The 14,153-nt window shown below is 62.7% G+C and carries 12 protein-coding genes; 11 read left to right on the top strand and 1 reads right to left on the bottom strand.

Annotated features, from left to right (window positions below):
• Positions 1-9 precede the first annotated feature (9 nt).
• On the top strand, positions 10-177 hold the full coding sequence (locus VE26_RS18095) for a hypothetical protein (RefSeq protein WP_160297837.1): 168 nt from the start codon (positions 10-12) through the stop codon (positions 175-177).
• On the opposite strand, the gene puuE is transcribed toward VE26_RS18095, so the two are convergent.
• Positions 174-1,592, bottom strand: a complete 1,419-nt coding sequence (gene puuE / locus VE26_RS10745) for an allantoinase PuuE (protein ID WP_046105300.1) — start codon at positions 1,590-1,592, stop codon at positions 174-176. The genes VE26_RS18095 and puuE overlap by 4 nt on opposite strands.
• Before the next feature lie 153 nt (positions 1,593-1,745).
• Between puuE and uraH the strand changes: the two genes are divergently transcribed.
• The 10 genes from uraH to guaD all read left to right on the top strand — a co-directional run bounded on the left by uraH (position 1,746) and on the right by guaD (position 14,125).
• Positions 1,746-2,096: a hydroxyisourate hydrolase gene (gene uraH, locus VE26_RS10740; RefSeq protein WP_046105299.1), complete on the top strand. Its 351-nt coding sequence runs from the start codon at positions 1,746-1,748 to the stop codon at positions 2,094-2,096.
• A 3-nt stretch (positions 2,097-2,099) separates the two neighbouring features.
• On the top strand, positions 2,100-3,566 hold the full coding sequence (gene xdhA, locus VE26_RS10735) for a xanthine dehydrogenase small subunit (RefSeq protein ID WP_046105298.1): 1,467 nt from the start codon (positions 2,100-2,102) through the stop codon (positions 3,564-3,566).
• On the top strand, positions 3,563-5,893 hold the full coding sequence (xdhB, locus tag VE26_RS10730) for a xanthine dehydrogenase molybdopterin binding subunit (RefSeq protein WP_046105297.1): 2,331 nt from the start codon (positions 3,563-3,565) through the stop codon (positions 5,891-5,893). The genes xdhA and xdhB overlap by 4 nt, the downstream gene beginning before the upstream one ends.
• Position 5,894: 1 nt before the next feature.
• Positions 5,895-6,755 carry a xanthine dehydrogenase accessory protein XdhC gene (gene xdhC / locus VE26_RS10725; protein ID WP_046105296.1) on the top strand — a complete coding sequence of 287 codons (861 nt, stop codon included), beginning with the start codon at positions 5,895-5,897 and terminating at the stop codon, positions 6,753-6,755.
• 1 nt (position 6,756) lies between these two features.
• On the top strand, positions 6,757-8,274 hold the full coding sequence (locus VE26_RS10720) for an ABC transporter ATP-binding protein (RefSeq protein ID WP_046105295.1): 1,518 nt from the start codon (positions 6,757-6,759) through the stop codon (positions 8,272-8,274).
• On the top strand, positions 8,271-9,353 hold the full coding sequence (locus tag VE26_RS10715; protein ID WP_046105294.1) for an ABC transporter permease: 1,083 nt from the start codon (positions 8,271-8,273) through the stop codon (positions 9,351-9,353). The genes VE26_RS10720 and VE26_RS10715 overlap by 4 nt, the downstream gene beginning before the upstream one ends.
• Positions 9,350-10,279: an ABC transporter permease gene (locus VE26_RS10710; protein ID WP_200897241.1), complete on the top strand. Its 930-nt coding sequence runs from the start codon at positions 9,350-9,352 to the stop codon at positions 10,277-10,279. The genes VE26_RS10715 and VE26_RS10710 overlap by 4 nt, the downstream gene beginning before the upstream one ends.
• Before the next feature lie 11 nt (positions 10,280-10,290).
• On the top strand, positions 10,291-11,418 hold the full coding sequence (locus tag VE26_RS10705; protein WP_244465682.1) for a BMP family ABC transporter substrate-binding protein: 1,128 nt from the start codon (positions 10,291-10,293) through the stop codon (positions 11,416-11,418).
• 182 nt (positions 11,419-11,600) lie between these two features.
• A complete protein-coding gene (locus tag VE26_RS10700) occupies positions 11,601-12,827 on the top strand; it encodes a urate hydroxylase PuuD (RefSeq protein ID WP_046105293.1) in 1,227 nt (408 codons plus the stop codon).
• Positions 12,824-14,125, top strand: coding sequence for a guanine deaminase (guaD, locus tag VE26_RS10695; protein ID WP_046105292.1), 1,302 nt, complete (start codon positions 12,824-12,826; stop codon positions 14,123-14,125). The genes VE26_RS10700 and guaD overlap by 4 nt, the downstream gene beginning before the upstream one ends.
• The last annotated feature ends 28 nt before the right edge of the window (positions 14,126-14,153 follow it).

Here is a 14,153-nt window from a genome sequence, read left to right as displayed (position 1 = left end):
TGTTCAAACTTGGCTGCCACACTCATTGCCATGCGTGAGGTGTTCTGGATCTATGAGGGACTTTCCGGGGTGTGGATGCGGCACAATCTGCCGTGGCTTACCGCGTTCGCGCTGCTGTTTCGCCCCGAGCCGGTCGATATGGACCGGCCCGCCTTGCTGAAACGGGAAGACGGCTAGGGCAAGATGGCGCTCAGCCGCAGAAGGGCGATGCGCTCCACCTGCGCGCAGGCGGTGGCAAACTCGGTTTCCACCGTATTGGATAAGCGCCGCTCGAAATTCTCGAGGATGGAGGCCTTGTCGTGGTCCCGCACGGCAATGATGAAGGGAAACCCAAACTTTTCGACATAGGCATCGTTGAGGGCGGTAAAGCGGGCGCGTTCTGCATCGGTCAGTGCATCGAGGCCTGCAGAAGCCTGTTCGGCGGTGGATTCGGCGGTGAGCCGTTTTGCGGCGGCGAGCTTTCCGGCCAGATCGGGGTGGGCCTTGAGGACATCCAAGCGCTCCGCATCGCTGGCCATGCGGAACTGGCTGCGTAGAGCGAAATGAAGTCCGATGGCCGTGTCGTTTGCCGGCCCCATCTCCGCCTCCCAGGCGCGCTCGGCGATCCAGGGCGAATGTTCAAAGATCGAACCGTAGCGGGCAACGAACTCCCCCCTCTCAAGCATGCTGGGAAAGGTCTCGGGTGGCACATAGGGGTGCTCGCGCGCCCAGTGCTCGGCAATCTGTAGTCGCGTCGGTACCCAGACCCGGTCGAAAAGCTTGATGTAGTCGATGAATTTTCGGAGCCCCTGGACGCGACCGGGCTGTCCGACAAGGCGGCAATGCAGGCCGATCGACATCATCTTGGGCTGACCGGCCTGTCCCTCTGCGTAGAGGCAGTCGAAACTGTCCTTGAGGAAGGTGAAATATTCCTCGCCATTGTCAAAGCCGGGGCCGGTGACGAAGCGCATATCGTTGGTGGACAGGGAATAGGGAATGATCAGCTGCGGCTTGCCGCCAACACGTTTCCAATAGGGCAGGTCGTCGTCGTAGGTGTCCGAAATGTAGGCGAAACCGCCGTAATCGGCCACGAGGTCAACCGTGTTAAGACTCGAGCGGCCCGTGTACCATCCGCGTGGCCGGCTGCCAGTGGCGATGGTATGAAGCCGCACCGCTTCGGCGATCTGCGCGCTTTCCTCGGCTGGCGGCATGTCCTTGTGCTGCACCCACTTGAGACCGTGACTGGCGATCTCCCAGCCCGCCTCCTGCATGGCAGCCACCTGTGCGGGGGCGCGCATCAGGGCGGTGGCAACACCATAGACAGTGAGGGGCAGGCCGGCATCGGTGAACAGGCGATGCAGGCGCCAGAAGCCGGCGCGGGCGCCGTATTCATACATGGATTCGACATTGGCATGCCGCTGGTTCGGCCAAGGCTGCGCGCCCAGAACGTCCACGAGGAAGGCTTCTGAAGCGCCGTCGCCATGCAGGATGTTGTTTTCCCCACCCTCTTCGTAGTTGAGCACGAATTGCACAGCCACCAGCGCCTTGCCGGGCCAGTTGGCATCTGGCGGGTTGGCTCCGTAGCCGTGCATGTCGCGAGGATAGCGGTTCATGGCAGAATCTCTTTGGGCGGGATGGGCAGAGTTTAATGTCGATGGCGCTGCACACAAGATGCACAAAAGTGGACCACTTGGTAAAAAATGTGCATTGCGCATCGTTCCGGTTGCGATAGTCTTGCCGGAGGGGAATATCCAGGAGCAGCAAGCATGGCGGGCGGAAGCCTCACCACCCATGTCCTCGACACGATGCACGGGAAGCCGGCACGGGGCATGCGTCTCGAACTGCATTATGTGCACGGCGACCACACGCACCACTTGTTGGACAGCTATACAAATGAGGACGGCCGCGTGGATCGGCCCCTGCTGGACGAGGATTTCCAGCAGGGCGAATTCGAAATCCGCTTTCACGTCGGGCAATATTTCGAGCGACTGGGTGTCGAGATCGAAACGCCGTTCCTCGACGTGGTGCCGCTGCGCTTCACCATCTCCGAAGACAAGCATTATCATGTGCCGTTGCTGGTCAGCCCGTTCTCCTATTCCACCTATCGGGGGAGCTGAGGCATGGTCGAGGTCACCAACGCGATCCGCTTTCTGCTCAACGGCGAGGAAATCACCCTCGTCGATGTGGCGCCGGACCTGACGCTGCTCGACTGGTTGCGCCTCGAGCGTCGCCTGCGCGGCTCCAAGGAGGGCTGCGCGGAAGGCGATTGCGGCGCCTGCACCGTTCTGGTGGGCAGGCTTATGGGTGACGAGATCATCTACGATTCGGTGACCGCCTGTATCCGCTTCGTCGCCAGCCTGCACGGCACCCATGTGGTGACTATCGAGCATCTGCGCGGGGAGAACGGCAATCTGCACCCGGTGCAGCAGGCGATGGTGGACCATCACGGATCGCAATGTGGCTTCTGCACGCCGGGCTTCGTCATGAGCCTCTACGGGTTGTGGATGCGCGACCCCAATCCGTCCCGGCCGGCCATCGAGAAGGCTCTTCAAGGCAATCTTTGTCGCTGCACGGGCTATGCACCGATCATTCGTGCCGCCCAGGCCATCTCCACCTATGGCATGCCGCAGGGTGATCCGCTCTGGGCGGAGCGTATTGCCGTCAAGGACAAGATCGGGGCGATCGTCGACGGGCGTCGGGTCGAGATCGGATCAGGCGAAAACAAGATTTTCATTCCCGCGAACCTCGACGATTTCGCAGCGCTCTACGAAGAGCATCCCGAGGCGAGGGTCGTGGCGGGATCCACCGATGTGGGCCTCTGGGTCACCAAGTTCATGCGTCCGATCGGGCCGGTCATTTTCATCGGCCATCTCCAGGAATTGAAACGCATCGCCGAGAATGCCAGCGAGGTCCGCTTTTATGCAGGCGTGAGCTATTCGGAGGCCCTACCGGTCATCACCAGCAGCTTTCCGCAACTGGGCGAGCTATGGAACCGGTTCGCCGGCGAGCAGGTGCGCAACATGGGTACGATCGGCGGCAATATTGCCAATGGCTCGCCCATCGGCGATACGCCGCCGCCCTTCATCGCACTTGGGGCCAGGCTCAGCCTGCGGCGCGGCGAGCATCGGCGCGAGATCAAGCTCGAGGATTATTTCCTCGCCTATGGCAAGCAGGACCGGCAGCCCGGCGAGTTCGTCGAGAGCGTCACCGTGCCGCTCCTGCCCGCTGGCGAACATTTCGCGACCTACAAGATTTCCAAGCGCCGCGAGGAAGATATCTCGGCGCTGTGCGGGGCCTTCCGGGTATTTGTCAGCGACGGTGGCCGTGTCGGCATGGCCCGTATCGCCTTTGGCGGCATGGCGGCGACGCCCAAGCGGGCCAAGGCCGTGGAGGCCGCTCTCGTCGGCAAGCCGTGGACCATCGAGACCATCGAGGCGGCGGTCTCTGCCTTTGGCGAGGATTATCAGCCCATAAGCGACATGCGGGCCTCGGCAGACTATCGCCTGCTGGCAGCGCAGAACCTGCTCAAGCGTTTCTTCCTCGACACGCAGGGCCGCGGCGAGCGGCTGAGGCGGGAGGTAGCATGAACAAGCACGACACCCCGATTTCCCTTTCGGTGCTTCACACCAATACCCGCCATGACAGCGGGCCCAAGCATGTTGCCGGAACCGCCGAATACATCGACGACATGATCGAACCAGTCGGAACGATGCACGCCTATCTGGGCCTTTCGACCAAGGCGCACGCGGACATTGTCGCGATGGATTTTTCTGCTGTCGAGGCCTTTCCTGGCGTCATCGGCGTGCTGACGGCAGACGATATTCCCGGCGAAAACGACGTCTCTCCAAGCCACAAGCATGACGAGCCCATCTTTGCGGTGGGCAAGGTGCAGTTCTGGGGGCAGCCGGTTTTTGCGGTGATCGCTGAAACGCGCGATGCGGCACGGCGGGCGGCGCAATTGGCGAAGATCGATTATGCCGATCTCGACTGGATTGCGGATGTGCGCTCGGCACAGGCGGCCGGTGGGAAGTTGGTCACCGAACCGCTCAAGCTTGAGCGTGGCGACGTCGAGGCCGGCCTGTCCGGCGCGCCACGCCGGGCAAAAGGCGCCATCGCTATCGGCGGCCAGGATCACTTCTATCTCGAAGGCCAGATCGCTTTTGCCATTCCCGGCGAGGACGAGGATATCGTCATCCATTCCTCGACCCAGCATCCGAGCGAAGTGCAGCTGATGGTGGCGCAGGTCCTGGGCATCCGCCACAATGCGGTGACCATCAATGTCCGCCGGATGGGTGGCGGCTTTGGGGGCAAGGAAACGCAGGGCAACTTGTTTGCGGCGGTGGCTGCTGTCGCGGCGAAGAAATGGAACCGCGCCTGCAAGATCCGGCCCGACCGCGATGACGACATGCAGGCCACCGGCAAGCGCCATGACTTCGTGGTCGATTACGATGTCGGCTATGACGACAATGGCAAGATCCTCGCCGTTGACGCCGTCTATGGCACCCGGGCCGGGTTCTCGTCCGACCTCAGCGGTCCGGTATCGGACCGGGCGCTGTTCCATTGCGACAATGCCTATTGGTACCCTGCCGTGCGCGCCCGGTCTGAGCCGCTCTATACCAATACCGTCTCCAATACGGCGTTTCGCGGTTTTGGCGGACCTCAGGGCATGATGGGCGCCGAGCGCTGGATCGAGGACATTGCCTATGCGCTGGGCAAGGATCCGCTCGATATCCGCAAGGCCAATTTTTACGGCACCGACACCAACAATGTAACGCCCTATCACCAGACGGTGCAGGACAATGTCATCCATCGCGTGGTGGACGAGCTTGAAGCATCGTCCGATTACCAGGCGCGACGCGCGGCGATCATTGCGTTCAACCGGACAAGCACGGTGCTCAAGAAGGGCATCGCGCTGACGCCGGTCAAGTTCGGCATTTCCTTCACCGCGACCTGGTACAATCAGGCCGGCGCTCTGGTGCATGTCTACAAAGATGGCTCGATCCATCTCAGCCATGGCGGCACCGAGATGGGCCAGGGGCTTTATATCAAGGTAGCCCAGGTGGTTGCCGAAGCCTTCGGCGTCAATCTCGACACAGTCAAGATCATGGCGACCTCGACTGGCAAGGTGCCGAATACTTCGGCAACTGCTGCGTCTTCCGGCTCGGACCTGAATGGCATGGCCGCCTGGGATGCCTGCGAGCAGATCAAGAGGCGTCTGGTCGCCCACGCGGCCAAGCTCTATCAGGCCGACGAGAGCGATTGTCGGTGGATAGAGGGCGGCCTGCAGGTTGGCCGCGAGTTCGTGCCCTTCGCCGAACTTGCGGCTTCGGCCTATCTCAATCGGGTGCAATTGTCGGCGGCCGGGTTTTACAAGACCCCCGACATCCATTGGGATCGAGCGACCGGACGGGGTCATCCCTTCTACTACTTTGCCTATGGCGCCTCGGTGAGCGAGGTCACGATCGATACCCTGACGGGAGAATATGTCGTCGATCGCGTCGATATCCTGCATGATGTCGGCAAGTCGCTGAACCCTGCCATCGATATCGGCCAGGTCGAGGGCGGTTTCATCCAGGGCATGGGGTGGCTGACAACCGAAGAGCTGGTGTGGGACGCTAAGGGGCAGCTGCGGACGCATGCCCCATCGACCTACAAGATCCCGCTCGCGTCGGACGTGCCGCCCGTTTTCAACGTCAGGCTGGCCGAGTGGTCGGTAAACCGCGAGCCGACGATTGGCCGGTCCAAGGCCGTGGGAGAGCCCCCCTTCATGCTGGCGATCTCGGTGGTCGAGGCGCTGGGCATGGCGGTGGCAAGCGTGGCGGATTACAGGATCGCCCCCCAACTCGATACGCCCGTCACGCCGGAGCGGGTGCTGATGGGCGTCGAGCGGATGCGCGGGGCGAAGGCCAGCTGAAATGAACCAGTCCTCTGCGCTCGAAGTCTTTTTCGCTAACAATCCTGACGCGATTGCGTGCGAACTGACCTCGGTGCGTGGCTCTTCGCCTCGCGAGCAGGGCACGTTCATGCTGGTTGGACGGGAGACGACTTTCGGAACGATCGGAGGTGGCGCTCTCGAATATATGGTGATCGACCATGCCCGCCGGCTGATTGCCGAAGGCCGAGCCGAAGCGGCGATGGATGTGCCATTGGGGCCGGAAATTGGGCAATGTTGCGGGGGGCGGGTGGCGGTCTCGCTGCGCGTTGCGGACAAGAACCTGCGGTTAGCGCTGGCCGACATCATCCGGGCGGAAACGGAAAGAGCGCCTTATATTGCTGTCTTCGGTGCCGGGCATGTGGGTCGTGTCCTGGCGCAGATCCTGGCACTGTTACCGGTACGGGTCGAGGTGATCGACACTCGACGCGAGGAATTGTCGCTGCTGGCGCCAGGCATTTCACAGCGGCTGGTGGCGATGCCCGAAATGGTGGTGCGCGCGGCGCCCGCCGGAAGCGCCTTCGTGATCATGACGCACGACCATGCGCTCGATTTTCTTATCGTCGCGGAGGCGTTGGGCCGGACGGATGCGGCCTATGTCGGCATGGTTGGATCGCAGACGAAGCGTGCCAAGTTCGCCAGCTGGTTCATCGACCAGGGCGGGGACGCCAAAGCCTTGGAACGACTGGTTTTACCGATTGGCGCGCAAGGGCTTGGGGATAAACGGCCAGCGGTGATCGCAGCACTGGCGGCGGCGGAAATTATGGTCCACATTGGCGGCCGGGAAGCATCTGTCGGGCGCGTGTCCGCCCCTGCGAAAGAGGGGGCGACCAGTGGGTTCTGACATGGTCAATCGGCTCGAATTGAGCGGCATCACCAAGCAGTTCCCCGGCGTCCTGGCCAATGACAACGTTTCCTTTGCGGTCAAACCGGGAGAAATCCATGCCCTGCTGGGGGAAAACGGGGCAGGCAAGTCGACGCTGGTGAAGATGATCTACGGGATCATGCAGCCCGATGCCGGCGATATTTTCTGGAACGGCCTGAAGGTCAACGTGCCCAATCCCAAGGCAGCGCGGAGGCTGGGTATCGGTATGGTATTCCAGCACTTTTCGCTGTTCGAGGCGCTGACGGTGCTGGAGAATATCGCGCTGGGCATGGATGCCAAGATCCCGTCCCGGGAGCTGGAAGCGCGGATCCGGGAGGTCATGGCGACCTATGGGCTGGCGCTGGACCCGCACCGGACGGTGGCGACGCTCTCCGTCGGTGAGCGCCAACGTATTGAAATCGTTAGAGCTTTGCTGCTCAACCCGCAATTGCTGATCATGGATGAGCCGACTTCGGTGCTGACGCCGCAGGAGGTGGAGCAGCTGTTCACCGTGCTGCGCAAGCTGGCGGCGGAAGGGTGCTCGATCCTCTACATCTCGCATAAGCTCCACGAAATCAAAGCCTTATGCGACACGGCGACGATTTTGCGCGGCGGCAAGCTGGTGGATACCTGCGACCCGAAAGCGGAAACCAGCCGCTCGATGGCAGAGAAAATGATCGGCACGAACCTGCGCGACATCGTCAAGGACGAGGGTCGCACTTTCGGTCAGCCGAAGCTTGTCGTTAACAGACTGTCAACGTTGAAGACCGGCCATTTTGACGTTCCGGCCGATAATGTCACGTTCACGGTAAGGGCCGGGGAAATCCTGGGCATTGCCGGTGTGGCGGGCAACGGACAAAACGCCTTGCTCGATGCGCTGAGCGGAGAAATGCCGGGCGATGACCGCGAGGCGGTCACGATCGACGGGCTCGGGATCGGCACGATGAACACCACCGAGCGGCGCCGGCACGGGCTCTGCGCCGTGCCCGAGGAGCGCAATGGACACGCGGCAGTCGGCGACTTCTCGCTGGCCGACAATTCCGTGCTGACGGCGCGCGACCGGCTGGGCATGGTGGTCATGGGGCTGATCAATTCAGGCGCGGCCCGGACCTATACGGGCAAGGTGATCGCCGACTTCGCGGTCAAGGCCCTGGGGCCCGGTTCGACGGCGGGATCGCTGTCGGGCGGGAACTTGCAGAAATACATCATGGGGCGGGAAATCCTTCAAAAGCCCAGCGTGCTCGTGGTCAGCCAGCCCACCTGGGGCGTGGATGCGGGCGCGGCTGCGGCGATCCACCAGGCGCTGGTGGATCTGGCGGCGGCCGGTTCCGCCATCGTCGTCATCAGCCAGGACCTCGACGAACTGCGCGCTTTGGCGGACAGCCTGGCGGTGATCAATATGGGGCGGCTGAGCCCGGTACGGCCGGTGGAGAATTTCAGCGTGGACGAAATCGGCCTGCTGATGGGCGGCGTGCACAATTCGGTGGAGGCGGCATGATGCAGTTCCGTCTCGAAAAGCGCCGCGAGCCGTCCAAGGCGGTTCTCTATGCCGCGCCGCTGATCGCGGTGCTGCTGACCATGTTTTTCGGCGCCATCATTTTTTCCGCCATCGGCTATGATGGCGTTGGCGCGGTGCGGGAGATTTTCCTGACGCCGCTGACCAATTCGCTCAAATGGCAGGACCTGGCGGTCAAGGCATCGCCGCTGATCATCATCGGGGTGGGGCTTTCCATCGCCTACCGGGCCAATGTCTGGAACATCGGGGCGGAAGGCCAGTATATCATGGGCGCGCTCGCGGCGACCTGGGTGGCGCTCTCGACCCATGGCATGACAGGCTTCTGGATCCTGCCGGCCATGATGATTGCCGGCGTGCTGGGCGGCGCCGCCTTTGCAGCCATTCCGGCCTTCTTCAAGACACGGCTCAACGTCAACGAAATCCTGACCTCGCTGATGCTGACCTATGCGTCGGTGCAGTTGATCTATTACCTCGTCCGCGCGCCCTGGAAAGACCCGATGGGCATGGGCTTCCCGCAGACGCGGCGCTTTGCAGCCGATGCGCTGCTGCCCAATATCATTCCGCAGACCATCGTGCATGCGGGCATACCGATCGCCATCATCGTGGCGCTGGTGGCCTGGTTCATCATGTCCCGCTCGGTTTTCGGCTACCAGATGAAAGTGGTGGGCGCGGCTCCGCATGCGGCGCGCTATGGCGGGTTTTCCGAAAAGAAAACGATCTGGCTGGCGCTGCTGGTGAGCGGCGGGCTGGCGGGCTTTGCCGGCATGCTTGAAGTGGCGGGACCCTTCCAGCGCATGGTGCCCGGTTTTCCAACCAATTACGGCTTCACCGCCATCATCGTGGCGTTCCTCGGCCGGCTCAATCCGCTCGGCGTGATCTTTGCGGGCATCATCATGGCGATCACCTTTGTGGGCGGCGAGATTGCGCAGACCACGATCGGCCTGCCATCGGCGGCGAGCGGCATCTTCCAGTCGATGATGCTGTTCTTCCTGCTCGCCGGCGATATCCTGGTGCGATACCGTCTCAGGCGGGTCGCGTCCCAGGAGGAGGCGCGGGCATGACCACAGAATTGCTGATCGCGATCATCGTCACCGTGGTCGGCGCCTCGACGCCGATCCTCATTGCCGCGCTGGGCGAACTGGTGGTGGAAAAGTCGGGCGTGCTCAACCTGGGCGTCGAAGGCATGATGCTGATCGGAGCGATCACTGCCTTTGTCGTGACCTTCACGACCGGCAATCATTACCTTGCCATCCTCTGCGCAGCCGGGGCCGGTATTGCGGCCTCGATGATCTTCGGCTTCCTCACGCTCAGCCTTTCGGCGAACCAGACCGCCACAGGCCTGGCGCTGACCATTTTCGGCACCGGCTTTTCAGCGCTGGCGGGGCAGGGTTATTCGGCCCGGCCGGTGACCCTCCTGGGACCGCTGTTCCCCGGCGAAATGGCGACCCATCCGATCTGGCGCGTGCTGTTCGGCTATTCGGCGCTGGTCTATTTCTCGCTGATCATGGTGGTCGTGGTGTGGTTCTTCCTCAAGAAGACGCGGGCGGGGCTGATCCTGCGTGCGGTCGGTGAGAACGATCATTCCGCCCATTCCATCGGCTATTCGGTAATCGGGGTGCGCTTTGCCGCGGTGGCATTCGGCGGTGCCATGGCGGGGATCGCCGGCGCATGCTTCCCCTTGCTGCTGACCCCGCAATGGGCCGAGCGGATGACCGCGGGCCGCGGCTGGATCGCGGTGGCGCTGGTGGTCTTTGCCAGCTGGAAACCCTTCCGGCTGCTTGCGGGCGCCTATCTCTTCGGCCTCGTCATGACCATGGAACTCTATTCCAAGGCCGGCGGCGGTCCGCTGGCGGCCATCCCGGCCGAACTCTGGGCCGCCATGCCCTATCTCGCCACCATCGTGGTCCTGGTGCTGATCTCGATCCGCCGCGATGCGTCCTCCAATGCTCCGGCCTGTCTCGGCAGGCCGTTCTTGCCCTCCAATTAGGCCAGCGGACAATGACTGACCTGATCAACAAGCCCGTCACTCAGGAGAAACCCATGACGCTCAATCGTCGTAACCTGCTCAAGGCCGGCGCCGTCGCCGCGGCATTGCCGCTGCTTGGCTCGCGCGCCTTCGCCCAGACCGAACCGCTCAAGGTCGGCTTCGTGCTCGTCGGCACGATCAACGACAATGGCTGGAACTATGCGCATAACCAGGCTCGTCTCTATCTTGAAGAGCAGCTGGGCGATGCGGTCGAAACCGTCTATGTCGAGAACGTGCCGGAAGGCCCAGACTGCGAGCGCGTGCTGCGCGAGCTGGCCCAGCAGGGCTGCAAGCTGATCTTCGCCACCAGCTTCGGCTTCGGTGACTCGGTGATCAAGGTTGCCGAGCAGTTCCCCGACATTACCTTCGAGCACGCCACCGGCTATATGCGCGCGGCCAATGTGGGCACCTATAATGCCCGCTTCCATGAAGGCCGTGCCGTTTGCGGCACCATTGCCGGCCATCTCAGCCAGACCGGCAAGGCAGGCTATATCGGTTCGTTCCCGATCCCCGAAGTGGTCATGGGCATCAATGCCTTCGTGCTGGCCGCCCGCAAGGTGAACCCTGACTTCACCATCACTCCGGTGTTCATCTCGAGCTGGAACGACCCGGCCAGGGAGGCCGACGCGGCCCGCGCCATGATCGACCAGGGCATCGACGTGATTGCCCAGCACACCGACGGCCCGGCTGCCCTGCAGGTTGCCGAGGAACGCGGCATCGTGGGCGGTTTCGGCCAGGGCGCCGACATGAGCGCCTTTGCACCGCAGGCCCAGCTGACCTCGATCATCGACAATTGGGGCCCCCACTATGTCAAGACCGCCCAGGCCGTGATCGACGGCACCTGGGAGAGCAAGGACAGCTGGCCGGGCCTGGCCGAAGGCGAAGTCGAGATCGGGCCCTATGGCCCCAAGGTCACCGAAGAGGTCGCTGCCGCCGCTGAAGCGGTCAAGCAGGGCCAGATCGATGGCTCGTTCAATATCTTCACCGGCCCGATCAACGATCATACCGGTGTCGAGCGCGTTGCCGCCGGCGTCACCATGACCGATGAAGAGCTTCTGGGCATGGACTGGTATGTCGAAGGCGTGAACCCGCCGGCATAAGACAGGCTTTCGGACGGGCGGTCTCTGGCCGCCCTTCCATTCAACCCCTCACCCCAGCCCTTTCCCCAGAGGGGCGAGGGAGCCGCATCGCGTTCGAGGCACCATCCTGCTCCGACCGCTGCGTCAGTCCTCTCGCTCCACGGGAGAGGGTTTGGGTGAGGGGTCTTCCAAACGAGGACGAAATGCCCGAATACGCTATCTTTTACGAATGGGCGATGTTTGCCGTGCGCTGGTTGCACGTCGTGACCGCCATTGCCTGGATCGGGTCGTCCTTTTATTTCATTGCGCTGGATTTGGGCCTGCGCAAGACGCCGAGCCTGCCGCCCCTGGCGCATGGCGAGGAATGGCAGGTGCATGGGGGCGGCTTCTACCACATCCAGAAATACCTGGTGGCGCCCGAATTTCTCCCCGAGCACCTCACCTGGTTCAAGTGGGAGAGCTACGCGACCTGGCTGAGCGGCGCTATGCTGCTGGTGCTGCTCTATTACGTGGGCGCGGACCTGTTCCTGGTCGACCGCAATGTGTTCGACGTGCCCAGCTGGGTGGCGATCCTGATCTCCGCCGGCTCGATCGTGCTGGGCTGGCTGCTTTACGACACGCTCTGCAAATCCCCGATCGGGCAATCGACGACCGGGCTGATGCTGGTGCTGTTCGCCATTCTCGTCGCCATGAGCTGGGGCTATACCCAGCTCTTCACCGGGCGGGCCGCCCTGCTGCACATGGGGGCGTTCACCGCGACCATCATGACGGCGAACGTGGCGATGATCATCATCCCCAACCAGAAGATCGTGGTGGCCGACCTCAAGGCCGGGCGGGTGCCGGACGCCAAATATGGCAAGATTGCCAAGCAGCGCAGCCTGCACAACAATTACCTCACGCTGCCGGTGATCTTCTTCATGCTGTCCAGCCATTATCCGCTGGCGTTCGCGACGCAGTGGAACTGGATCATTGCCTCGCTGATCTTTCTTGTCGGCGTGGTCATCCGGCACTATTTCAATACCCGGCATGCCCGGAAGGGCAATCCGCACTGGACCTGGCTCGCTGCCACGGTGCTGATGCTGATCATCGCCTGGCTGTCCACCTCGCCCAAGCTGCCGGGCGTCGACACGCCCAGCCTGGCGTCGGCCACCGGCGAGCGGTTCATGGCGACGGAGCATTTCGCCGCCGCCAGCCTTGCGGTGCAGACGCGCTGCGCCATGTGCCACACGGCCGAACCGGTCTATGAAGGCGTCTACGAGGCGCCCAAGAATGTCATTCTCGACAATGATGTCGCCATCGCCAATCAAGCCCACCAGATCGCCATCCAGGCCGGATGGAGCCATGCCATGCCACCGGGCAATGTCACCGAAATGACCGCGGCGGAGCGGGCGCTGCTGGTGGAATGGTATCGCGAGGGCACCGGCTCATGAGCCGGACAATCCTGCGGGGCCGGGTGCTGAGCTTCACGCGCGCGCCGCAGGCGATCGACGATCACGAGAGCTATCTCTATCTCGAGGACGGCGCCGTCGGCATCGCGGATGGGATCGTGGTCTGGGTGGGGGACTTCGCCGAGGCCGACCTGGCGGGGGCCATGGTGATCGACCACCGGCCCAACCTGATCCTGCCCGGCTTCATCGACCTGCACCTGCATTACGTGCAGAGCAACATGATGGCTGCCTATGCCGGGTCGCTGCTCGAATGGCTCAACACCTATACCTTCATCGAGGAGCAGAAATTCGCCCAGCAGGGTCACGCCGATGCGGTGGCGGTCGATTTCTATGACGCCCTGATCCGCCATGGCACGACGAGCGCGGTGGCCTATTGCTCGAGCCATCCGCGTTCGGTCGACGCCTTTTTTGCCGAGGCACAGAGGCGGAACATGCTGATGGTGGGCGGCAAGGTGATGATGGACCGCAATGCGCCCGAGGGGCTCTGCGACACCGCCCAATCGGGTTATGACGACACCAAGGCGCTGATTGCGCGCTGGCATGGGCGCGGGCGGGGGCTCTATGCGATCTCGCCGCGCTTTGCCATCACCTCGACGCCGGAGCAGATGGAGGCGGCGCGGGCGCTGGTCGCCGAGCATCCCGATGCTTACGTGCAGACCCATCTCAGCGAGAACGACGCCGAGATTTCCTATTCGATGGCGCTTTATCCCGATAGTCCGGACTATACCGGGATTTACGAAGATTATGGGCTATTGGGACGCAAGACGCTGCTGGGCCATTGCATCCATCTCAACCATCGCGAAACGGCCGTCCTGGCGGAAACGGGAGCGGTGGCGGTGTTTTGCCCGACGTCCAACCTGTTCCTGGGCTCGGGGCTGTTCGACCGCGAACGGCTGATGAAGGCGGGGGTGCGGGTTGGGGTTGCGACCGATATCGGCGGGGGCACGAGCGTCTCGATGCTGCGCACGCTCGACGAGGGTTACAAGGTGCTGCAATTGCGCGGGCAAAGGCTCAATCCGCTGGCCTCGTTCGACATGGCGACGCGCGGCAATGCCGAGGCTCTGGGGCTGGACGACACGATCGGCTCGATCGCGCCGGGGCGGGCGGCAGACCTCGTGGTGCTCGATGCACGGGCCACACCGCTGATGCGGATGCGCATGGGCAATGTCGAAACTTTGGTGGAAGAATTGTTTGTACTCCAGACTTTGGGCGACGACCGGGCCGTGGCGGAAGTCTATGTTGCTGGTGCAAGGGCGAAGTCTACTTTAGGCGGGTTGTGAGGGGTCGCCCGATGTCCTAATGCTGTCG

The sequence above is a fragment of the Devosia chinhatensis genome, from assembly GCF_000969445.1.
Taxonomy (GTDB): domain Bacteria; phylum Pseudomonadota; class Alphaproteobacteria; order Rhizobiales; family Devosiaceae; genus Devosia; species Devosia chinhatensis.
The sequence above is the reverse complement of the archived record's forward strand: the minus strand, read 5'-3'. Positions and strand labels throughout refer to the sequence as shown.